Source organism: Curtobacterium sp. MCLR17_007, assembly GCF_003234655.2.
In the GTDB taxonomy this organism is placed as follows: Bacteria; Actinomycetota; Actinomycetes; order Actinomycetales; family Microbacteriaceae; genus Curtobacterium.
In genome coordinates this window covers 1,688,175-1,708,931 of record NZ_CP126271.1, presented here as the reverse complement: position 1 = coordinate 1,708,931, position 20,757 = coordinate 1,688,175, and the positions used below count along the sequence as shown (strand labels likewise).

Annotated in this window: 15 protein-coding genes and 1 other RNA gene; 7 read left to right on the top strand and 9 right to left on the bottom strand. The window is 70.4% G+C overall.

Going from position 1 to position 20,757, the window contains the following annotated elements; translation table 11 throughout:
- Positions 1–69: 69 nt before the first annotated feature.
- Entirely contained in the window at positions 70–999 is a 930-nt protein-coding gene (locus tag DEJ13_RS08125) for a hypothetical protein (RefSeq protein ID WP_146245267.1), read from the bottom strand.
- A 128-nt stretch (positions 1,000–1,127) separates the two neighbouring features.
- Here DEJ13_RS08125 and DEJ13_RS08120 point away from each other — a divergent pair, with 128 nt between their 5' ends.
- Positions 1,128–1,841 (top strand): DUF4191 family protein, encoded by a 714-nt coding sequence (locus DEJ13_RS08120; RefSeq protein ID WP_056125078.1) that lies wholly within the window; start codon positions 1,128–1,130, stop codon positions 1,839–1,841.
- Between the two features lie 229 nt (positions 1,842–2,070).
- Here the strand turns inward: DEJ13_RS08120 and DEJ13_RS08115 are convergent, their stop codons facing one another.
- Positions 2,071–2,508, bottom strand: coding sequence for an RDD family protein (locus tag DEJ13_RS08115; RefSeq protein ID WP_056125085.1), 438 nt, complete (start codon positions 2,506–2,508; stop codon positions 2,071–2,073).
- 141 nt (positions 2,509–2,649) lie between these two features.
- Here DEJ13_RS08115 and glnA (DEJ13_RS08110) point away from each other — a divergent pair, with 141 nt between their 5' ends.
- Positions 2,650–4,074 carry a type I glutamate--ammonia ligase gene (glnA, locus tag DEJ13_RS08110; RefSeq protein ID WP_056125088.1) on the top strand — a complete coding sequence of 475 codons (1,425 nt, stop codon included), beginning with the start codon at positions 2,650–2,652 and terminating at the stop codon, positions 4,072–4,074.
- A gap of 553 nt (positions 4,075–4,627) precedes the next feature.
- Here the strand turns inward: glnA (DEJ13_RS08110) and DEJ13_RS08105 are convergent.
- From DEJ13_RS08105 to glnA (DEJ13_RS08085), 5 genes are all read right to left on the bottom strand, one after another.
- Positions 4,628–6,055, bottom strand: a complete 1,428-nt coding sequence (locus DEJ13_RS08105; RefSeq protein WP_111107366.1) for a UDP-glucose dehydrogenase family protein — start codon at positions 6,053–6,055, stop codon at positions 4,628–4,630.
- Positions 6,052–7,575, bottom strand: coding sequence for a glycoside hydrolase family 26 protein (locus DEJ13_RS08100; RefSeq protein WP_111107367.1), 1,524 nt, complete (start codon positions 7,573–7,575; stop codon positions 6,052–6,054). The genes DEJ13_RS08105 and DEJ13_RS08100 overlap by 4 nt, the downstream gene beginning before the upstream one ends.
- Entirely contained in the window at positions 7,568–9,172 is a 1,605-nt protein-coding gene (locus tag DEJ13_RS08095; RefSeq protein WP_111107368.1) for a glycosyltransferase family 2 protein, read from the bottom strand. The genes DEJ13_RS08100 and DEJ13_RS08095 overlap by 8 nt, the downstream gene beginning before the upstream one ends.
- A gap of 565 nt (positions 9,173–9,737) precedes the next feature.
- Positions 9,738–12,692 (bottom strand): bifunctional [glutamine synthetase] adenylyltransferase/[glutamine synthetase]-adenylyl-L-tyrosine phosphorylase, encoded by a 2,955-nt coding sequence (locus DEJ13_RS08090; RefSeq protein ID WP_111107369.1) that lies wholly within the window; start codon positions 12,690–12,692, stop codon positions 9,738–9,740.
- A gap of 37 nt (positions 12,693–12,729) precedes the next feature.
- Positions 12,730–14,067 carry a type I glutamate--ammonia ligase gene (gene glnA, locus DEJ13_RS08085; protein WP_056125102.1) on the bottom strand — a complete coding sequence of 446 codons (1,338 nt, stop codon included), beginning with the start codon at positions 14,065–14,067 and terminating at the stop codon, positions 12,730–12,732.
- Positions 14,068–14,128: 61 nt separating this feature from the next.
- On the opposite strand from glnA (DEJ13_RS08085), the gene DEJ13_RS08080 reads away from it, so the two are divergent.
- Positions 14,129–15,874, top strand: a complete 1,746-nt coding sequence (locus tag DEJ13_RS08080; RefSeq protein WP_111107405.1) for an NAD+ synthase — start codon at positions 14,129–14,131, stop codon at positions 15,872–15,874.
- A gap of 109 nt (positions 15,875–15,983) precedes the next feature.
- On the opposite strand, the gene DEJ13_RS08075 is transcribed toward DEJ13_RS08080, so the two are convergent.
- On the bottom strand, positions 15,984–16,160 hold the full coding sequence (locus DEJ13_RS08075; protein ID WP_111107370.1) for an SPOR domain-containing protein: 177 nt from the start codon (positions 16,158–16,160) through the stop codon (positions 15,984–15,986).
- A 101-nt stretch (positions 16,161–16,261) separates the two neighbouring features.
- Here DEJ13_RS08075 and DEJ13_RS08070 point away from each other — a divergent pair, with 101 nt between their 5' ends.
- The 4 genes from DEJ13_RS08070 to rnpB all read left to right on the top strand — a co-directional run bounded on the left by DEJ13_RS08070 (position 16,262) and on the right by rnpB (position 19,914).
- Positions 16,262–17,629, top strand: coding sequence for a hypothetical protein (locus tag DEJ13_RS08070; RefSeq protein ID WP_146245268.1), 1,368 nt, complete (start codon positions 16,262–16,264; stop codon positions 17,627–17,629).
- A 116-nt stretch (positions 17,630–17,745) separates the two neighbouring features.
- Positions 17,746–18,609, top strand: a complete 864-nt coding sequence (gene map / locus DEJ13_RS08065) for a type I methionyl aminopeptidase (protein ID WP_111107372.1) — start codon at positions 17,746–17,748, stop codon at positions 18,607–18,609.
- A 16-nt stretch (positions 18,610–18,625) separates the two neighbouring features.
- The gene (gene ppgK, locus DEJ13_RS08060; RefSeq protein WP_056125113.1) at positions 18,626–19,375 is read left to right on the top strand and encodes a polyphosphate--glucose phosphotransferase; all 750 of its coding nucleotides are present in this window, start codon (positions 18,626–18,628) and stop codon (positions 19,373–19,375) included.
- 182 nt (positions 19,376–19,557) lie between these two features.
- Positions 19,558–19,914, top strand: an RNA gene (gene rnpB, locus DEJ13_RS08055) — RNase P RNA component class A.
- 106 nt (positions 19,915–20,020) lie between these two features.
- Here the strand turns inward: rnpB and DEJ13_RS08050 are convergent.
- Positions 20,021–20,755, bottom strand: a complete 735-nt coding sequence (locus DEJ13_RS08050) for a zinc ribbon domain-containing protein (protein ID WP_111107373.1) — start codon at positions 20,753–20,755, stop codon at positions 20,021–20,023.
- Between the last annotated feature and the right edge of the window lie 2 nt (positions 20,756–20,757).

Below are 20,757 nucleotides of genomic sequence, written 5' to 3'. Positions count from 1 at the left end.
CCACTCGACGGCCCCGGTTCCCCTTCGTGGGAGCCGGGGCCGTCGGCGTCGGCGGACGACTGTGTCCGGTCATCCTGGACCTCGCAGCGCGAACACCCCCGCTGCCACGACACCGGCGAGCACCACGGCGCCGACGAGCAGCCGCCGCATCGGGACACGGACGGCACCACCGACGCGCACGCCGTCCTCGACGAACTGCCGCAACACCCCCGCGAGCCCCGGCGAGGCAGGCTCCTGCGGCGCGACGAACACGAAGTCGTCGCGCGGAGGATCCCACCGCACCGGGCGCGGGGGTCCGGTCGCCCGGACGACCTCGAGCAGTCGGAGCACGTCCGCGTCCGCACCGTCGACTGCTTCGGCGACGGCGCGGTCGATGGCGGCCCGACAGGGTTCGCGCGGGTCCACGCGTTCCCACACGGCCCGCACGGCGAACAGGAGGGCCGTCGCACCCGGCGCCTGGGACGACCGCGACGCTGCTGACGGCGCTGCTGATGCTGACAGCGCTGCTGATGATGTCGACGCCTGTCGGGGCCGCCCGCGCCCACCCGAGGGTCCGCAGCGAGTGCGGGCGTCCCTGGCGGACGCGTCAGCATCGCGCTGACCGAGACCGTACCGATCGACACCGTGCCCGTCGACGTCGGCGTCGGGTGGGTGGTCGACCAGGACGGTGAGACCGGCGTCGTCCACCAGGACGTCGTCCGCGCGGGCGTCGCCGAGCACGATCGCGCCGGATCGCGCCTGCGCCGCGAGTTCGATCAGCGGGACGGTCAGGGTCACCGCGACGCCCACCGTGGGCACGCCGATCCGGTCGAGTGCGTCCGGCAGTCGGGTCCCCCGCAGCGACTCGGCACACACGACGAGGCGCCCGGACGGGTCGCGCCCCACGGCGTCGACGCGCACGCAGTGCGTCGGGTCCGCCGAAGCGCGATCCGCCACCCACGCCGCGAACGGGCCCGTGTCCGGGCCGGTCCAACGCTGGTGCACGGTGATCGTCTCCATGGTGACCAGCGTGGCGGAGGCGAGCCGGGCCTCCCGGACGAACGTGGTGACCTGTGGAGAACGTCGTTCGCCCACAGCCTGGTCGTCGGCGGTCCCCAGGAACGCGGTCAGGCCGTATCCTTGACGGCATGGCACGCAAGAGCACAACCGACACGAAGGCGAAGGAGCCGGGGCGTCTCAAGCAGATGTTCCAGGTCTTCCAGATGACCCGTCGGGCCGACCCGTCGTCGATCTGGTGGTTCGCCGCCGCGTTCCTCGTCCCGGTCGTCCTCGGGGTGCTCCTCGCGCTCCTCCTGCCCGGACAGAACTGGCTCGCCGTGGTCCTCTGGATCCTCGCGGGGGTGTTGCTCGGTGTGCTGCTGTTCCTCATCGTGCTCGGGCGTCTGGCCGAGCGTGCCGCCTACTCGCAGATCGAGGGCCAGCCCGGTGCCGTCGGTGCGGTGCTGACGAACTCGCTCCGCCGCCAGTGGCGTTCGAGCGAGATGCCCGTCGCCGTGCACGGCCGCTCGCAGGCCGCCGTCTACCGCGCGGTCGGTACTCCCGGGGTGGTGCTCATCACCGAGGGCTCGCTCGGCAACCTCACGCGCCAGGTCGACGAAGAGCGCCGCAAGGTCCAGCGCATCGTTCCGAACGTCCCCGTGCACGTCGTGCACGTCGGTGACGGCAAGGACGCGGTGACGCTGCACAAGCTGCCGCGTGCGATGAACAAGTACAAGAAGTCGCTGAACCGGAACGAAGTCCTGGCGGTTGCCAACCGACTCGACTCCCTCACGCAGAGCCCGGCGTCGGCGATCCCGAAGGGCATCGACCCGACGCGTGTGCGCGCCGGTCGTCCGCGCTGACCCGAGCTGCACCGACGAACGCCCCCGACCGCATCGGTCGGGGGCGTTTCTGCGTGTGCCGAGCGGGGGCTTGCCATGTGCCCGTTCCAGCGCCGGTGCGAGGTTGATCGCCTCGTGCCGGGCAACAACCCCGCACCACCCTGACAGCGGCGCACCACGGCCGCCGAAGCGGCGGAACCTCGCACCGTGCGACCGCGGGCGACCGGGCGCGCCCGGGCGCGCCCGACCCTCAGCGCCGGACCAGCACCGTGCCCGCCGCCGCATCGTGGAGCGGCCGACCGTCCTTCGCGTGGATGAGCGCGGGGACGACCACGCACAGCAACACGGTGCGGACCACGGGGCGCCACACCCCGACGTAGCCGCCGCGGATCGGCACGACCCGCAGCCCGACGCACACGTGCCCGAACGACCCGGACAGCAGCGCGATGAAGACCACCTGCAGCGCGGCGAAGATGCCGAGGGTCGCGAAGTTGCCCGCCGCTCCGTACGTGCCGATCGCCAGTGAGATCACCGATGCGAGCGCCCAGTCGATGGCCAGTGCACCGATGCGCCGACCGAGGCCGCTCATCGAGCGCGGGCCGGACTCGGGCAAGCCGAGGAGCTTGCCGGGCCACGAGTTCGACGAGCCGGCCGCACCAGCGGACGAGGGCGGAGTGGAGCGGGCCATGTCCCGAGTTTAGGCGTCCCCCGCCGCGTAACACGCCGGAAACAACGTAGTCACGTCCGGGAAACCCCGTGTCAATACCCTCGTCGGAGGGTGCCTCCTGGTCCCCTCGAACCACCACCCAACCATAGGAGAACGACTCACATGTTCAGTGATTCCTCCGAGGTGCTCGCCTTCATCAAGGACACGGACGTCAAGTTCCTCGACATCCGTTTCACGGACCTCCCCGGGGTCCAGCAGCACTTCAACATCCCCGCGTCCACGGTCGACGAGGACTTCTTCTCGGTCGGGCAGCTCTTCGATGGCTCGTCGATCCGCGGCTTCGCGTCGATCCACGAGTCCGACATGCAGCTCATCCCGGACGTGACGACCGCCTACGTCGACCCGTTCCGCGCGGAGCGCACGCTGATCATGGTGTTCGACATCTACAACCCGCGCAACGGTGAGATCTACAGCCGTGACCCGCGCCAGGTCGCCAAGAAGGCCGAGAAGTACCTCGCCTCGACCGGCATCGCGGACACCGCGTTCTTCGCCCCCGAGGCCGAGTTCTACATCTTCGACGACGTCCGGTACTCGGTCACGCAGAACGAGTCGTTCTACGCGGTCGACTCGGAAGAGGGCGCCTGGAACACCGGCCGCACCGAAGAGGGCGGCAACCTCGCCAACAAGACCCCGTACAAGGGCGGCTACTTCCCGGTCTCGCCGGTCGACAAGACGGCTGACCTGCGCGACGACATCTCGCTCAAGCTGATCGACTCGGGCCTGGAGCTCGAGCGCGCGCACCACGAGGTGGGCACCGGCGGCCAGCAGGAGATCAACTACAAGTTCGACACGATGGTCCACGCGGCGGACGACATCCTGAAGTTCAAGTACATCGTCAAGAACACGGCCGAGCAGTGGGGCAAGGTCGCGACCTTCATGCCGAAGCCGATCTTCGGCGACAACGGCTCGGGCATGCACACCCACCAGTCGCTCTGGAACGACGGCACCCCGCTGTTCTACGACGAGAACGGCTACGGCGGCCTGTCCGACCTGGCCCGCTGGTACATCGGCGGCCTCCTCAAGCACGCTCCGGCACTGCTGGCCTTCACGAACCCGACGGTGAACTCCTACCACCGCCTGGTGCCGGGCTTCGAGGCCCCCGTCAACCTCGTCTACTCGGCAGGCAACCGCTCGGCGGCCATCCGCATCCCGATCACTGGCACCAACCCCAAGGCCAAGCGCATCGAGTTCCGCGCGCCGGACGCCTCGGGCAACCCGTACCTCGCCTTCGCGGCGCAGCTCATGGCGGGCCTCGACGGCATCCAGAACCGCATCGAGCCGCACGAGCCGGTCGACAAGGACCTGTACGAGCTCCCGCCGGAAGAGGCGAAGAACATCCCGCAGGTGCCGGCCAGCCTGTCGCACGCGCTCGACGCGCTCGAGGCCGACCACGAGTTCCTCACCGCGGGCAACGTCTTCACCGAGGACCTCATCCAGACGTGGATCGACTACAAGCGCGAGAACGAGATCCTGCCGCTCGCGCAGCGTCCGCACCCGTTCGAGTACGAGCTCTACTTCGGCGTCTGAGTCCGTCCCGGCAGACAGGAGGCCCCGCACCGTCAGGTGCGGGGCCTTCCGCGTGCGCGTGGTGACCCCCTGGAGGCCCGGTGCCGGTCCGTCGGACCGGCACCGGGCCTCCAGGCGGTTGCGCCCGCGACATGCGCGCAACGAAAGCGACGCGCTTCCCACGCCACCATGTCGCTTCCCTGACGTCCCGCCACGGGACCCGCAACCCCGCGACATGCGCGCAACGGAAGCGACGCGCTTCCCACGCCACCACGTCGCTTCCCTGACGTCCCGCCACGCGACCCGCAACCATGCGACATGCGCGCAACGGAAGCGACGCGCTTCCCACGCCACCACGTCGCTTCCCTGACGTCCCGCCACGCGACCCGCAACCATGCGACATGCGCGCAACGGAAGCGACGCGCTTCCCACGCCACCATGTCGCTTTCGTGACCGATCCGGACTGCATCACCCTTCGCACACGCACACGCACCCGCACCCGCACACGCACCCGCACCCGCGCGCACGAACGGGGTCCGTGCCGCCCCGGCACGGACCCCGTCTGCTGCGGTGACTAGCGGCTCGTGGCCAACGAGTCGTACGTCCCCGCTGCCACGCTCACGGGTGCACCCGTGACCGGTGTGGGTCGTCCCAGGGAACGGACGGTCCACCCCGCCTTGACCCAGTCCTGGACCGGGAGGCAGTTGCGCGCGTCGATGACGGTCCGGCGCCCGACGATCCCGCCGAGTTCCTCCGGGTCCGCGCCGATGATGTCGTCCCACTCGGTGAGGACGAGCACCACGTCGGCACCCTCGATCGCCGCGCGCATGTCGGTCGTGTAGCTCAGGGTCGGGAAGGAGCGCTTCGCCGTCTCCATCGCCTCGGGGTCCCACAGCGTGACCTGGGCACCGCGCAGGTGCAGCGCCGCGGCGACGTTGAGCGCCGGGGAGTCCCGGACGTCGTCGGTGAGGGGCTTGAACGCCGCGCCGATGACCGCGATGCGCCGGTTGAGCACCGATCCCCCGGCCGAGTCGATCGCCATGTCGATGACGCGCTGGCGCTGGCCCATGTTGATCTCGTCGACCTGCTGCATGAGCCCCACGACCCGGCCCGCGCCGAGTTCGTTGGCGCGGTGCATGAGGGCACGGATGTCCTTCGGCAGGCACCCGCCGCCGAAGCCGACGCCGGCGTTCAGGAACTTCCGCCCGATGCGCTCGTCATGCCCGAGGGCATCGGCCAACGTGGTCACGTCGGCCCCGGTGATCGCGCACATCTCGGAGATCGCGTTGATGAACGAGATCTTGGTCGCCAGGAACGCGTTGGCACTGACCTTCACGAGCTCGGCGGTCGGCAGGTCCGTCGTGATGACCGGGGTCCCCTCGGCGATGGGTGCGGCGTAGACCTCGCGGATCACGGCGTCCGCGGCTGCCGACGCGCCGCCCCAGACCAGGCGGTCCGGGTGCAGCGTGTCCTGGACGGCCTTGCCCTCACGCAGGAACTCGGGGTTCCAGATGAGCTCGGCCGCGATCCCGCTCGGCGCGAACTCGCGGACGATCCCCCGCAGCCGTTCCGCGGTGCCCACGGGGACGGTCGACTTGCCGATGATCAGGCCCGGGTGCGTCAGGTTCTCGGCCACGCCACGCGTCGCGCTCTCGACGTAGGCGAGGTTCGCGGCGTGCGAGCCGGCCTTCTGCGGGGTGCCGACACACACGAAGTGGACGTCCGCGGCAGCGACGGCCTCGGCGATGTCCGCCGTGAACCGGAGCTTGCCGCTCGCGACGTGCTTGGTGATGAGCTCGGGCAGGCCGGGCTCGAAGAACGGGACCTCACCGGCCGACAGCGCGGCGAGCTTGGCGGGGTCGACGTCCACGCCGATGGTCTCGAAGCCCATCTCGGCCATGGCGGCGGCGTGCGTCGCGCCGAGGTACCCGGTGCCGATGACGCTGATGACGGGTGCCGGACGGACGTCGGCGGAGGGGACGGACTTCTTCGGAGCACTCACTGGGTGACCTCCTGCAGGTCGTAGTCGATGTCGGTGCGCTTGATGCCGTCCACGAAGGCCTGAAGGCTGTCGGAGCGCGAGTTGAGTCGCCAGTCGTTGGTGGAGCGGACGCCGTCCACCACCGTGGTCGCGGTCTCGGAGAAGTACGAGAACCCGATGACGTCGTCGTTGGCGGGCTGGGCCAGCGCGTCGAAGAGCGATGTGATCCACTTGGACTTCTGCCCGCCGGACACCGAGGTGCCCGTCTCGGTGGCGCCGACCTCGCTGAGCAGGATCTTCTTGTCCGGGGCGATCTGCCGCAGCTGGTCGACCGTGGCGCCGAAGGTGTTCGTGAACGACGGGGTCTCGGAGGCCGTGCGGTAGTAGCCGCTCATGCCCACCCAGTCGACCTGGTCGGGGCCCGGGTAGTACTGCTTCAGGTACGCCAGCGTCTGGTACTTCGCGTTGCCGAGCTTGTCGATCCGGCTCGGCGCCCAGTTCCAGATGACGTAGTCGTTCGCGCCGGCGTCCGCGAACACCTGGTGGACGTGCTGCCACATCGCGACGTAGGACCCGGCCGCGTTCTGCTGCGCCGACCCCTCGGACCAGTTGTACCAGGAGCCGTTCATCTCGTGGTCGAGACGGATGACCATGGGCTGGCCGTTCGCCTTGAGCGCCTGGGCGTACTTGGTCAGGTAGGCGTCGAACTTGCCCGAGATGATGTCCTCGTTCGTGTAGCCGGGGACGTACTTCTGGTCGTTGCCGGTTTGGGCGGGGGCGGACTCCCACGTCATGAGCGGCAGGCGACCGTTCGCCCACGCACGGTTGACGGCGTTCGCGTTGAAGTCCTGGTCGAAGCCCTGGAAGAACCCGACCATGTTCGTGGCCTTGCCGACCTGCTGCGAGACCTGGTCGTACTCGGCCCAGTTGAAGGGCGACTGCGCGGTGTACAGCCCGTACCAGCGCGTGGGCTGGTCGAGGATCTGCTGCTTCGTCGGGACGACGACCGGGGTGGTCGTCGGGTCCTTCGACGGACCGGTGTTCGGGTGGGTGACCCCGCCACCGGAACCGGCCGTGTGGGTGCCGGAACCCGACCCGCCGGACGAGGACGAGCCTCCGGACCCGCTGGCCGACGACCCGCTACCGGACGCGGACCCGGCCTTCCCGGCGGCCTGCGCCTGTGCCGAGCCGAGCTGCGACTGCAGCGAGGCGATCTGCGCCTTGAGCTGGGTGAGCTGGTCGCCGCGGGAGCCGGCCTGGGCGCTCGTGGACTTGAGCTGTCCCTCGAGCTTCCAGATCTGCTTCTGCGCTGCGGTGAGCTTGGTCTGCAGAGCGTCCGCGTCGACCGCCTTCTCCGAGGCGGTCTTGACGCCGAGGGCGTGGTGGACCGCGGTGGAGACGGGGCTGGACGGCGAGACCCAGACGGACCACGTGATGAGGGCGAGTGCGAGGACGATCGCGGTGGTGCCGATCGCCGTGCGCTTGGCGTGCTTGCTGGACGGCGCCCACCAGGAGCCCGTGGAGCGGAAGAGGTCAGACAATGAGGAAGGCCTCCAGGGCGAAGACGGCGATGCCGATGCAGTACGGGATGGCCGCGTAGGGGTTGTAGCGACGGGCCTTGGCGGGGCGCGCAGCCGTCGCCGGAGCGGTCGGCGCGCTGGCTGCCGCCGCCGCAGCAGCCGCTCCACGGCGAGTCGCGAGGACGGTCGAGGTCGAGTTGGTGGCAACGTCGAGGCCGGTGCCCGAGGTCGTCGCCGCGGGTCCGAACAGGTCGTCGAACGCGCGGTCCGCCGCTGCCTGGTCGTCCGACACGGGGCCGACCCGGTCGATCGGGCTCACCGGTGTCCGGGTGCCCTGTGCGACGGGCTGCGCGGGTCCGGTCTCCATCGGACCACCGGCGTAGGCACCGGCACGGGTGCCCCAGCCGCTGGCGTGTGCCAGGCGGAAGAACCCGATGAGGCGGATCGGCATGAGGAAGAACGTCGACACGATGATGAACATCGGCAGGCGGAAGAAGTCGCTCGGCTTCTCGGCCAGGTGCCGCATCTGCCGGATGGCCATGCTCAGCACGCTCGAGACCACCATGAGACCGGCGACGTAGACGAAGCCCGTCGAGAAGCCGTACTGGTGCAGGATCCCCTGGTAGAGGTTCTCGCCCTGGCCGGTGATCGCGCGGTAGATCCAGCCGGCGATCACGCCGAACAGCATGAACGGCAGGATGATGTCGGTCAGGAAGAACAGCGCCAGGATCGGTGCGTGCCCGAGCATCCAGGGCAGCATCCGCAGCGTGTTGTACTGCGAACCACGGGCCCAGCGGAGCTGCTGCTTGAACAGCTTCTTCACCTGCAGCGGAGCGTCCGTGTACACGAGCGAGGTGTACTGGTAGACGGTCCGGTAGCCCTCCTTGAGGGTGAGGTTCGTCAGCGTCCGGTCGTCGGACACCTCGAGGAACACGCCCATGAACTTCTCGTGCATGAACCGGTCCATGACCCGCATCAGGATGTTCCGGCGGAACGCGATCGTCCGCCCGGGCAGGCAGCCGATCTGCCCGAGGACGCTCTGCGCGGGCATCGAGTACAGCGCACGGGAGTTCTCGAGCCAGTCGGCCCAGCGGGTGATCCACGAGCGCTCGGGCTCGAGGATGCGCTGCCGGGTGGTGACGCCACCGACGGACTCGTCGGCGAAGGGCTTCAGCAGCTCCTCGAGTGCGCCGGGGGTCCAGACGGTGTCCGAGTCGACCAGGACGGTGATGTCCCCGTTCGACATCTCGGTCCCGACCTTGACGGCGTTGCGCTTGCCGGGGATCGGGGTGTGGGTCCAGCGGACGAGCGGGGCGAACTCGTCGCAGACCTCCTCGAGGGCCTCGTTGCGTGCGCCGTTGATGACGACGATGATCTCGCCGGGACGCTGCTCGACCATGCGGCCGATCACGTCACGGAAGAGGTCGAGTGGCTCGTCCACGACCGGGACGACGACACTCGTCGTCCCGGTGTACGTGCCGGTGAAGGGGCGGTACCGCGCAGACAGCACGACCTTGAGCAACCAGAGCAACCAGATCACCATGGAGTACACGGCGAAGAGGTAGAACTCGGGGTGCCCGTCGACCATCTGCCGGATCTGCAGAATGAAGGTGAACATCGATCCCTGCTTCAACGTTCGGGGTGGAGATTCCGCGCCATCGGGAAATCGGGGGTCGCTTCGGGTGGCACCATTCACGCACCCCGGAGGGAGCAGGTGCAACGCGTCCCCCACGCGGGGGTGTTTCCGTTTCGTGACGGGGTACACCGTGGTCCTCTGCTCCGCCCACAAGCGCTGTCCCCCCGCTTGCTGACAGCAGTTGTGTGGACCGCGCCACCGGCGGCGCGGTCCGCCGGTGCACCGACAGACATCCGGGAGGATCGTGGTGCTTCCACAGGGAAGTCCCGGTCAGCGCGGTGTTGCGGACCCGCGCGGCGCTGGGTCGGGTCGGTCGGTCGGCCCCGGCAAGCCGGTACGGCGACGACCCGGAGCAGAGTCCGGGCCCTGATCGGACGGGGTACACGATCCCGGGAACGGGGGACGTCTGCCGACACGAAGAATTAACCTCTGACGGCTCGTCAGCTTCAGCTCGCTGGCAGGAGTCCGGGCGTGTCGCGGCTCCCGCGCCGGCCGACACGGGAGCCACCGCCGGTCGTCGACGGGCTGCGGCCCCGACGACGTGGGGTCACACCGTGCCGTAGAACTCGCGCTCGAACACCTGTCGGGCTCGCCGCGTCACCCCGAGGTAGTCCTCCTCGAGCTGCGAGGCCGACCCGGGCGGGTACTCCATCAGGCGAGCGACCCCCTCGAGCTGCGTGCGGTCGACCGGCAGCACGTCGGTGGTCTTGCCCGACCAGAGCACGAGGGCGCTGCGTGTCCGCGAGGCGAACCGCCACGCGGCGGCGAGTCGCTCGCCGTCCTCGGGGGCGACGAGCCCCTCGGCGACGGCACCGTCGAGGGCGTCCAGGGTCGAGGTCGTCCGGAGCGCGGGCACCCGCAGCGCGTACTGCAGCTGCAGGAGTTGGACGAACCACTCGACGTCGCTCAGCGACCCGCGACCGAGTTTGAGGTGCCGCGCCGGGTCCGCGCCGCGCGGCAGCCGCTCGGACTCGACCCGGGCCTTGATGCGCCGGACCTCGCGGACCTCGCGCTCCGCGATCGAGGCGGGGTACCGGGTCCGGTCGGCCAGGTGCTCGAAGTCGCGCAGCAGCCCGTCATCGCCGACGGCACCGCGGGCGCGCAGCAGCGCCTGGGCCTCCCACGTCAGCGACCAGCGGGCGTAGTACGCGCCGTACGACTCGAGCGTGCGGACCACCGGACCGTTCCCGCCCTCGGGGCGCAGGTCGATGTCGAGGTCGAACGGGTAGATCGTGTCCTCGGTCAGTCGGGAGAGTTCGCGGACGATCCCCTGCGCCGCCCGGGATGCCGCCTCTGGCGGCACCCCGTCCGCCCGGTACACGTAGAGCACGTCGGCGTCGGAGCCGAACCCGAGCTCGCGCCCGCCGTACCGGCCCATCGCGATGACGCCGAACTCGAGACCGTCCGGGGCGTCACGGCGGGCGAGGTCCAGCGCGCCGGTCAGCGTCGCCTCGGTGATGTCGCTCAGCGCGGGACCGAGCTGGTCGACGTCGAGCCGGCCGAGCGTGGCCGCCATGCCGAGGCGCAGGGTCTCGCGACGCCGCACCGAGCGCAGCAGCGAGGCGGCGGCCGCGACGTCGTCACCGTGACGGGCGGTGGTGGCGCGGACCTCGGACAGCAGCGACGCGATCGGACGCGGGACCAGCAGCGTGTCGGGTTCGTCGAGCCACGCGACGGCCTCGGGGAAGCGTTCGAGGAGCCCGGACAGGAAGGCGGACTCGGACAGCACGGTCGTCAGGCTGTGCGCCGCACCCGACGAGTCGCGGAGCATGCGGAGGAACCAGCTCGACTCGCCGAGCGTGTCACTGAGCTTCCGGAAGGCGAGGAGCGCGCGGTCGGGGGCGGGGCCCTCGGCCATCCAGCGCAGCAGCACCGGCAGCAGGTTCCGCTGGATCGCCGCGCGCCGCGACGTGCCCTGGGTCAAGGCGCGGATGTGCCGCAGGGCCCCGTCGGGATCGACGAAGCCGATGGCACCGAGGCGGTCGCGTGCCTGGGTGCTCGTGAGCACGATCCCGCCGTCGGACGCCGCCACGGCGGAGAGCAGTGGGCGGTAGAACAGGCGCTCGTGCAGCCCGCGCACCTCGAGCTTCACCGACCGCCACCGGGTCTCGAGCGCGGCGGCTCCCGTTGCCAGCCCGCTCGACCGCGCGAGCACCCGGAGTTCGTCCTCGTCGACGGGCATCAGGTGCGTGCGCTGCAGGCGGCGGAGCTGGATGCGGTGCTCGAGCACGCGCAGCAGGGCGTAGTCGGGCCCGAACCGCGCGGCCTCGGGGCGGCCGACGTACCCGGCTTCGGTCAGGGCGTCCATGGCCTCGAGCGTCGACCGCACGCGGACGCTCTCGTCGTCCTGTCCGTGCACGAGCTGCAGGAGCTGCACGGTGAACTCGACGTCACGCAGCCCGCCGGGGCCGAGCTTGAGCTGCCGGTCGACCTCGGCGTCCGGGATGTTGTCCGTCACCCGCTCGCGCATGCGCTGCACGGACTCGACGAACCCCGGGCGCTTCGACGAGCGCCAGACGAAGGGCGCGACCGCCGCGGCGTAGCGCTCCCCCAGGTCGACGGACCCGGCGATGGGCCGCGCCTTGAGCAGCGCCTGGAACTCCCATTCGCGGGCCCAGCGCTCGTAGTACGCCACGTGCGAGTCCAACGTGCGGACCAGCGCACCGTCCTTGCCCTCTGGTCGGAGATTCGCGTCGACCTCCCAGAGCGCGGGTTCGGCCGCCAGGTCGGTGATGACGTGCGTCGCCGCGATCGCGATGCGGGTCGAGATCCGGACCGCGCGCTCGGTGTCGACCGTGTCGGTGGGCTCGGTGACGAAGATGACGTCGACGTCGCTGACGTAGTTGAGCTCACGCGCGCCGGCCTTGCCCATCGCGATGACGGACAGCGGTGTCGCGGCGACCTGGTCCGCCGGGAAGGGGACCTCGCGCCGGGCGACGTCGACGGCCACGTCCAGCGCCGCGCCGGCGAGGTCGGCGAGTCCCGCGGCGACCGCCGGGAACGCCAGTGTCGGGGAGGGGTGCAGCACGTCGTAGAGGGCGATCTGTGCGAGGTGGCGGCGGTAGCGGACCCGCAGCCGCATCCGCGCAGCTTCGTCGACGGCACCGTCGACCGCCTGGGTCAGCGATTCGGTGTACTCCGCCTGGGTCCACGGTTCGGTGGCCGGTGCGAGGAGCAGGTCGAGTTCGGCGGGGCGGCGCTGCAGGAACTCACCGAGCCCCACCGATGCCCCGAGCAGCCGCACCATCCGCTCGGTGGCCGCCTGGTCGTCGAGGATCGGCCGCAGGGCGTCGGGGTGGGTCTCGACCAGGCGCTCGAGGCGACGCAACGCGCCGTCCGGGTCGGCGGTCGAGGACCACAGGGCCGGCCACGTGCCGACCGACACTGGCAGGTCGGAGCCGAACCGGGACTCGAGTGCGGACAGGCGCTCGAGGCTCTCCGAGAGCTCCGCGAACCCCAGCCGGGCGAGCTCGGAGCGGGACGTCTTCGTCCTGCCGGTCATCGTTCGGCGGGTGCCGGCGCGGAGCTGCCCATGGTCGTTACAGCATGCCCAGGTTGGTGTCGAGCTCGAACGGCGTGACCTGGTCGCGGTAGCGCTTCCACTCCTGCCGCTTGTTCAGCAGCACGAAGTTGAAGACCTGCTCGCCGAGGGTCTCGGCCACGAGTTCGGAGTCCTCCATCAGCGACAGGGCGTGGTCGAGGCTGGCCGGCAGCTGCGCGTACCCGAGGGCCTTGCGCTCGGAGTCGGACAGGCTCCACACGTTGTCCTCGGCCTCGGGCGGGAGCTCGTAGCCCTCTTCGATGCCCTTGAGTCCCGCGGCCAGCAGCAGCGAGTACGCCAGGTACGGGTTCGCCGCGGAGTCGATGCCGCGGTACTCGATGCGGGACGACTGGCCCTTGTTCGGCTTGTAGAGCGGTACGCGGACCAGGGCCGACCGGTTGTTGTGGCCCCACGTGACGAACGAGGGGGCCTCGTCGCCGCCCCAGAGTCGCTTGTACGAGTTCACGAACTGGTTGGTGACCGCCGTGATCTCCGGCGCGTGCTTGAGCACTCCGGCGATGAACTGCTTGGCGGTGGTCGAGAGCTGGTACTCGCCGCCGGGCTCGTAGAACGCGTTCTGGTCGCCCTCGAACAGCGACACGTGGGTGTGCATGCCGGAGCCGGGCTGACCGGAGATCGGCTTCGGCATGAACGTCGCGTAGACGCCCTGCTCGATCGCCACCTCTTTCACGACGGTGCGGAAGGTCATGATGTTGTCGGCCATGGTCAGCGCGTCGGCGTACCGCAGGTCGATCTCGTTCTGCCCGGGACCGGCCTCGTGGTGGCTGAACTCCACCGAGATGCCGAGGTCCTCGAGCATGCGCACCGCGCGGCGGCGGAAGTCGTGGGCGCTGCCGCCGGGGACGTTGTCGAAGTAGCCGGCCTGGTCGACGGGCTTCGGGCCGCCGTCCTTCCAGTCGCGGTCCTTGAGCAGGTAGAACTCGATCTCGGGGTGCGTGTAGAACGTGAACCCGCGCTCGCTCGCCCGCGCCAGCGTGCGCTTGAGGACGTTGCGCGGGTCGGCGACGGCCGGCTGCCCGTCGGGCGTCGCGATGTCGCAGAACATCCGTGCGGTGGGGTCGATCTCACCGCGCCAGGGCAGGATCTGGAACGTGGAGGGGTCCGGGTGCGCGAGGACGTCTGCCTCGTAGGAACGGCTGAGGCCCTCGATCGCGGAGCCGTCGAAGCCGATGCCCTCGGCGAAGGCGCCCTCGACCTCGGCCGGGGCGATCGCGACCGACTTCAGGGTCCCGATGACGTCCGTGAACCAGAGTCGGATGAACTTGATGCCCCGCTCCTCGATGGTGCGGAGCACGAAGTCCGTCTGCTTGTCCATGCACGCCCTTTCCGCGTTCCACCACGGTCGTCCCGCGACCGTGGTCAATAGGCTAGTGCTCATGCCCCGTCTCCGCTTGGCACTCGCCCAGACCAACCCGGTCGTGGGCGCCTTCGCCCGGAACGCCGCCGGGATCGTCGATGCCGTCCGCACCGCAGCAGCACGCGGCGCGGACCTGGTCGCCCTCGGCGAGATGGCGATCTCCGGCTACCCGATCGAGGACCTGGCGTCGCGGCCCTCGTTCCTCCGTGCCGCGCGAGCCGCAGTCGAACAGCTCGCGCGGACGCTCGACGACGAGGGCCTCGGCGCGGTGGCCGTCGTCGTCGGGCACCCCGACGGACCGCTCCCACCCCGACCCGTCGACGTCAGCACCGCTCCCAGTGCGATCGCGGCGAACTGCGCGAGCGTCCTGCAGCACGGGCGCGTCGTCGCGACCACCGCCAAGCACCACCTGCCGAACTACTCGGTGTTCGACGAGTACCGGGTGTTCATCCCCGGCGACGACCTGCTGGTGGTGCGCATCGTCGACGTCGACGTCGCCGTCATCATCTGCGAGGACCTGTGGCGTGACGGGGGTCCGGTCGCACGGGTCCTCGACGCGGACGCGGGGCTGCTGCTCGTGGTGAACGCCTCGCCGTGGGTCGCCGGCAAGGACGAGGTGCGCCTGCCCCTCGTCACCCGTCGTGCGACCGAGTCGGACACGATCGTCGCCTACGTCAACATCGTCGGCGGTCAGGACGACCTGGTGTTCGACGGCGACTCGGTCGTGGTGGACGAACGCGGGACGGTCCTGGCCCGTGCGCCGCAGTTCCGCCCGCACGTGCTCGTCGTGGACGTCGACCCCGCACCCGCTCGACCCGACGCCGTCGTCACCGAGCACGTGCAGCGGGTCGCGCTCGACACCCCGGACACGACGCCGGGCGAGCTCCCCGCACGTCCGCCGCTCCCTCGCGACGTGGCCGAGCTCCCCGACGAGCTGCACGCGATCTGGGACGCGCTCGTCCTCGGTACGCGGGACTACGTCGAGAAGAACGGCTTCCGGTCCGTCGTGCTCGGCCTCTCCGGCGGCATCGACTCCGCCGTCTGCGCGGCCATCGCCGTCGACGCCATCGGTCCGGACGCGGTGTACGGCGTGTCGATGCCCTCGCGGTGGTCGTCGGAGCACTCGCGGTCCGACGCCGACGACGTCGCCGCCCGGCTCGGGCTGCGCTACCGGACCGAGCCCATCGCCGACCTCGTCGCGCCCTTCGACGCCCAGCTGTCCCTGACCGGGCTGGCGGCCGAGAACGTTCAGGCCCGGGTGCGCGCGGTGATCCTGATGGGCCTGTCGAACCTCGACGGGCACCTGGTGCTGACCACGGGCAACAAGACCGAGCTCGCCGTCGGGTACTCGACGATCTACGGGGACTCCGTCGGTGGGTTCGCCCCGATCAAGGACGTGCCGAAGACGAAGGTCTGGGCACTCGCGCGCTGGCGGAACGCGTTCGCGGCGTCGCGGGGCGAGACCGAACCGATCCCGGAGAACTCGATCTCGAAGCCGCCGTCCGCCGAACTCCGCGACGGACAGCAGGACGACGACACCCTGCCGCCGTACGAGGTCCTCGACGCGGTCCTCGAGCAGTACGTCACGCGGGCCCAGGGCGCGGCGGACATCGTCGCGATGGGCTTCGACGCCGACGTCGTCGCCGAGGTCACCCGGCTGGTGGACCGGTCCGAGTGGAAGCGTCGCCAGGGCGCCATCGGCCCGAAGATCTCGGGCATGGCCTTCGGCCGTGACCGGCGACTGCCGGTGACCTACCGACCCTGACCGGTCCGGCAGCGGACGCACACCGGTCCGGTGGCGGACGGGAGGCCCGTGGCGGCGCCGCCACGGGCCTCCCGTCCGTCACCCGGTCGCGTCGCGCGGACGCGACCGGTCAGGACTCCTCGTCCCACTGCTCGTTGTTGGCCTTGATGCGGTCGAGCGCGTGCTCCGCTTCCTCGCGCGTCTCGAACGGGCCGATGCGGTCGCGCTGCGGAGACTGCGGGCCCTGTTCGACGGTGTGGGTCTTGTCGTTGAACCACCACTGGGACTCGATGCGTTCGTCGCTCATGGCACCGACCCTACGCGTGGCGTGCTCGGGGCGTCGGGCGGGTCGGTTCGACCATCACATATTCCGCATGTTACGTTTCGGCTCCGTCTCGAAAGGACACCATGCAGTCATCTCGACTCTTCATGACCATCGGCGCAACGGGCCTGGCGCTCGCCACGATCGCGAGTGTGGCCCCGGCCTCCGCTGCCACGCACCCCCTCCCCAACTGGCAGGACCTCGACCCGACCATCGCGACCGTCGCTCGGCACGACGTGCGGTACACCTCGAACGACGGACCCGGCACGGTCGCGGTCACCGACGCGGTGCCGCGCATCTCGGTCCCGGCGCTCGGGTACCCAAAGGACGCGCGCCTCGAGGTCCGTGACACGACGACGGACGCACTCGTGTGTGCCGCCGACGGCGCGTTCGGCACGCTGGGGAGCGACTTCCGGTGCACTCCCGACACGCCGCTCGCCGGCGGCGTGACGTCGATCGCCGCCGTGCTCATCGCGCACGACGGTGCGCTCCGGACCCCCGTCAGCAGGACGGTCCACGTGGACGTCGATGCTCCGGTCGACACGAGTGACCCCGTCCAGAGCCCGGTCGTGTCGGGCGTCGCGTTCGCCGGCGGTCGACTGACCGGGGTGGCCGGCCTGCCGACCGGGGAGTCCGGGTACCTCCGCATCCTCGACGCCGAGGGCAAGCGGGTCACCGCGTCATTCGCGTCGCTCGGCAACCGGCGGATCGCCTTCACGATCGACGGCGCCTCCGCTGGCGCGACGTACGGCGCCGCGTGGGAGACCGACCGAGGGACCTCGGAGCCGGTGTCCTTCAGCGCGCCGGGCACGGTCGACCCGCTGCCACCCGTCGTCGGACCGGAGGAGCCCGGCACCGGGACCACCCGCCCCGACGTCGAGCGGACCGCCGTCGACGCCGCGGGCGGCCTGACCGTCGACGTGCGGACGCACGCGGCCGGCATGGTCGTCGTCAAGGACGACACCGGCAAGGAGCGCAGCATGACGAGCGGCAACGCCAACAGCGGCGGAGCGCTCGTCCAGCAGTACCTCGTCGACTGGACCCCGGGCGCGACCTACACCGTCGTGCACTCGACGTCGAACGGTTCGGAACTCGCACGGACCACCTTCACCGCCCCGGGTGCCGCAACCGAGGAGCCGGGGACCGACCCCGAGCAGCCGGGGACCGACCCGGGCGACGGGCACGCTCCCGGCGGCGAGACGACCGTCCGCCAGGACTGGTTCGACGCCGAGAACGGCGTGGCGCACCTCTCCGGGTCCACGAAGGGTCCGTCGGAGTTCCAGTACCACGTCGTGTCCGCTGACGGAGCCCTCGTGGCGACGCCGAAGCCGGGTGCGACCGACAAGCGCGGGGCCTTCACGACGGTCCTGCACGGCCTGCACGCCGGGGACCGAGTCGTCTTCGCGTGGGTCAGCCCGAACATCACCACGCGCACCGTCACGGTCGGCGCGTAGTGGAGACCCGGTGACCCGGCGTCCCCCCGGGGCGCCGGGTCACCGGCCGGTGACCTGTCGTCCCCCCGGGACGTCGGGTCACCGGCGACACCATGGTGCTGACTAGACTCGTGCGCATGCCCCGGGACGAACACGGACACCTGACCGCCGGCCGGATCTCCCCGCAGCGGCCCGTCCCCAAGGACATCGAGCGACCCGAGTACGTCGGCCGGGTCGAACCCCACGAGCACGGCCTCGGCGACACCTACACCCCGGACGAGGTCGAGCGGATCCGCGTCGCCGGACGCATCGCGTCGCAGGCCATCGACGCGGTCGGCGCGGCGATCCGCCCGGGTGTCACCACCGACGAGCTCGACCGGATCGGCCACGAGTTCGTCGTCGCGCACGGCGCGTACCCGTCGACCCTCGGCTACCGCGGGTACCCGAAGTCGCTGTGCTCGTCCGTGAACGAGGTCATCTGCCACGGCATCCCGGACGACACCGTGCTGCAGGACGGCGACATCGTCAACATCGACATCACCGCGTACAAGGACGGCATGCACGGCGACACGAACCGCACGTTCGTCGTCGGTGCCGCCGCACCCGAGGTCCAGGACCTGGTCACCCGCACCGAGGCGGCGATGCAGCGCGGCATCCGCGCCGTCGCTCCCGGGCGCCAGGTGAACGTCATCGGGCGGGCCATCGAGTCCTACGCCAAGCGCTTCGGCTACGGCGTGGTCCGCGACTACACCGGACACGGCGTCGGTCGTGCCTTCCACTCCGGGTTGATCATCCCCCACCACGACGCGCCCCAGCACGACACCGTCATCGAGGCCGGCATGGTGTTCACCATCGAGCCGATGCTCACCCTCGGTGGGATCGAAGCCGACATCTGGTCTGACGACTGGACCGTCAGCACCCGCGACAAGTCGTGGACCGCGCAGTTCGAACAGACCCTCGTCGTCACAGAACGTGGCGCCGAACTCCTCACCGTCTCCTGAAAGGGCCACAGCTCCCATGACCTCACTCGCAGTCGGCGTCGACATCGGCGGTACGGGCATCAAGGGCGCGATCGTCGACACGGCGACCGGCGAACTCACCACTGAGCGGATCAAGAAGGCCACACCGGAAGGGGGCAAGCCGCACGACATCGTGGCGGTCGTGGTCGAGATCCTCGACGAGCTCGCCCCGGCCTCGGACGTCGCGGTCGGCGTCTGCTTCCCGGCGATCGTGCGCGACGGCAAGACCATGTCGGCGGCGAACGTGTCGAAGAAGTGGATCGGCTTCGAGGCCGAGGCCCTGTTCGAGAAGGAACTCGGACGCTCCATCCACTTCGTCAACGACGCCGACGCAGCCGGGTTCGCCGAGCAGCAGTTCGGCGCGGCGAAGGGTCGCGACGGCCTGGTCATCATGACGACCCTCGGCACGGGCATCGGCACGGCGCTCATCAACGACGGCGTGCTCATCGTCAACGCGGAGCTCGGCCACCTGGAGATCGACGGGGTGGACTACGAGACGAAGGCGTCCTTCGCGGCCAAGGAGCGCGACGAGCTGTCGTGGAAGCACTGGGCGAAGCGGCTGCAGAAGTACTACTCCCGGCTCGAAGCGCTGCTCTCCCCGGAGCTGTTCGTCGTCGGCGGCGGCGTGTCGAAGCACCACGAGGAGTTCCTCCCGCTGCTCGACCTGCAGGCCCCGGTCATCCCGGCGACGCTCCGCAACAACGCGGGCATCATCGGGGCGGCGACCCTGGCCGCACGAAGCGCCTGATCCTCGCCTGGTTGATGACGAGTCGGGCGACACCGCTCTGACGACGCCGCTCCTGGTCGCACGACTCGCCGTATGCGTGTCGTCGAGGTCGCAGGTCCTGCCGGTCCGGCCGCTCGAGATGCCGATATTGCGGAACCTGGGGGCGGGGGCGCCCACCGCTCCGCTACACTCTCGACTGCGAACGGGTCGGTGAGACGGTCGCGTCACTCCCCCGGGAGTGCCGAGGAACGTCCGGGCTCCACAGAGCAGGGCGGTGGGCAACACCCACCCGGAGCAATCCGCGAGACAGTGCCACAGAGAACAGACCGCCGGTGGCGACACCGGTCAGGGTGAAACGGTGGTGTAAGAGACCACCAGGGGTCCGGGTGACCGGATCCGCTCGGTAAACCTCGCCCGGAGCAAGGTCAGACAGAGGACGTCGAGGCTGCTCGCCGAGTCCTCGGGTAGACCGCTGGAGGCCGACGGCAACGTCGGTCCGAGACAGATGGCCGTCACTGCCGCAAGGCAGGACAGAACCCGGCGTACGGCCGGCCCGTTCGCACAGGCCACGGTGGTGCAGAGCCACCACGAGACAGACGGGAGGCCCGGTGCCAGCTGGTATGTGCCAGCTGGTACCGGGCCTCCCGTCTGTCGGTGGGGGCGCGTCTACAGGCCGGACTCCGCGGTGCGGACCAGGATCGCCTCGCTGTCGGGGCAGAGCACGACGTCATCCGGTGCCGCACGACGCACGGTCTGCAGGTCGGCACCGGTCAGGGTCACGCCCGACGCGGTCGAGACCCCGCCCTGCAGCAGCGACGCACCGAAGCCGTAGCGGGCGCGCTGGCGCTCGTACAGCGCGAGCAGGTCGTCCGGCACCTTCGCGGCCACGTCTGCCCTGGCCTGCACCGCCGAGGCCCGGTCGTTCTCGAGTCGTCCGATCTCGGTGTCGCGCTCGGACACCAGCGCGTTCCGTGCCGCCTCGGCGTCGGCCAGCTTCGCCTCGATGTCCCCCACCCGGGCGCGGAACACGTCGAGCTGCTCCATCACCTCGAGTTCCGAGGTCTCGAGGTCACCGATCCGTCGCTGCAGGGAGTCGAGCTCGCTCTGCAGGCCGGCGGAGTCCTTCGTGCTCGACGAGTTCGCCAGCAGCGTGGTGTCACGCGTGACGCGCGCCTGCGCCGTCGCGGTGTCCGACTCGAGCCGGGCCAGATCGCGCTCGGCGTCCTCGACGTCGCCGGTGGCGGCGGCGAGCTCGCTCCGGAGCTTGGCTGCGGCGGTGGCGAGCTCGGTGAGCCGGTCGCCCTTCTGCAGCGAGCTGATGCGGTGCGCGATGCGCGTGATGTCGTTGTCGAGTCGCTGGACGTCGAGGAGGATGACCTGGTCCTCGGGTGCTGCCTTCATGG

Bases quoted from the DNA above. Each gene is read 5' to 3' on its own strand.
- ppgK (WP_056125113.1), top strand. From the start codon at position 18,626: ATGACCTCACTCGCAGTCGGCGTCGACATCGGCGGTACGGGCATCAAG.
- DEJ13_RS08070 (WP_146245268.1), top strand. From the start codon at position 16,262: ATGCAGTCATCTCGACTCTTCATGACCATCGGCGCAACGGGCCTGGCG.
- DEJ13_RS08080 (WP_111107405.1), top strand. From the start codon at position 14,129: ATGCCCCGTCTCCGCTTGGCACTCGCCCAGACCAACCCGGTCGTGGGC.
- DEJ13_RS08095 (WP_111107368.1), bottom strand. From the start codon at position 9,172: ATGTTCACCTTCATTCTGCAGATCCGGCAGATGGTCGACGGGCACCCC.
- DEJ13_RS08075 (WP_111107370.1), bottom strand. From the start codon at position 16,160: ATGAGCGACGAACGCATCGAGTCCCAGTGGTGGTTCAACGACAAGACC.
- DEJ13_RS08120 (WP_056125078.1), top strand. From the start codon at position 1,128: ATGGCACGCAAGAGCACAACCGACACGAAGGCGAAGGAGCCGGGGCGT.
- glnA (WP_056125088.1), top strand. From the start codon at position 2,650: ATGTTCAGTGATTCCTCCGAGGTGCTCGCCTTCATCAAGGACACGGAC.
- DEJ13_RS08125 (WP_146245267.1), bottom strand. From the start codon at position 999: ATGGAGACGATCACCGTGCACCAGCGTTGGACCGGCCCGGACACGGGC.
- glnA (WP_056125102.1), bottom strand. From the start codon at position 14,067: ATGGACAAGCAGACGGACTTCGTGCTCCGCACCATCGAGGAGCGGGGC.
- DEJ13_RS08090 (WP_111107369.1), bottom strand. From the start codon at position 12,692: ATGACCGGCAGGACGAAGACGTCCCGCTCCGAGCTCGCCCGGCTGGGG.
- DEJ13_RS08050 (WP_111107373.1), bottom strand. From the start codon at position 20,755: ATGAAGGCAGCACCCGAGGACCAGGTCATCCTCCTCGACGTCCAGCGA.
- DEJ13_RS08115 (WP_056125085.1), bottom strand. From the start codon at position 2,508: ATGGCCCGCTCCACTCCGCCCTCGTCCGCTGGTGCGGCCGGCTCGTCG.
- map (WP_111107372.1), top strand. From the start codon at position 17,746: ATGCCCCGGGACGAACACGGACACCTGACCGCCGGCCGGATCTCCCCG.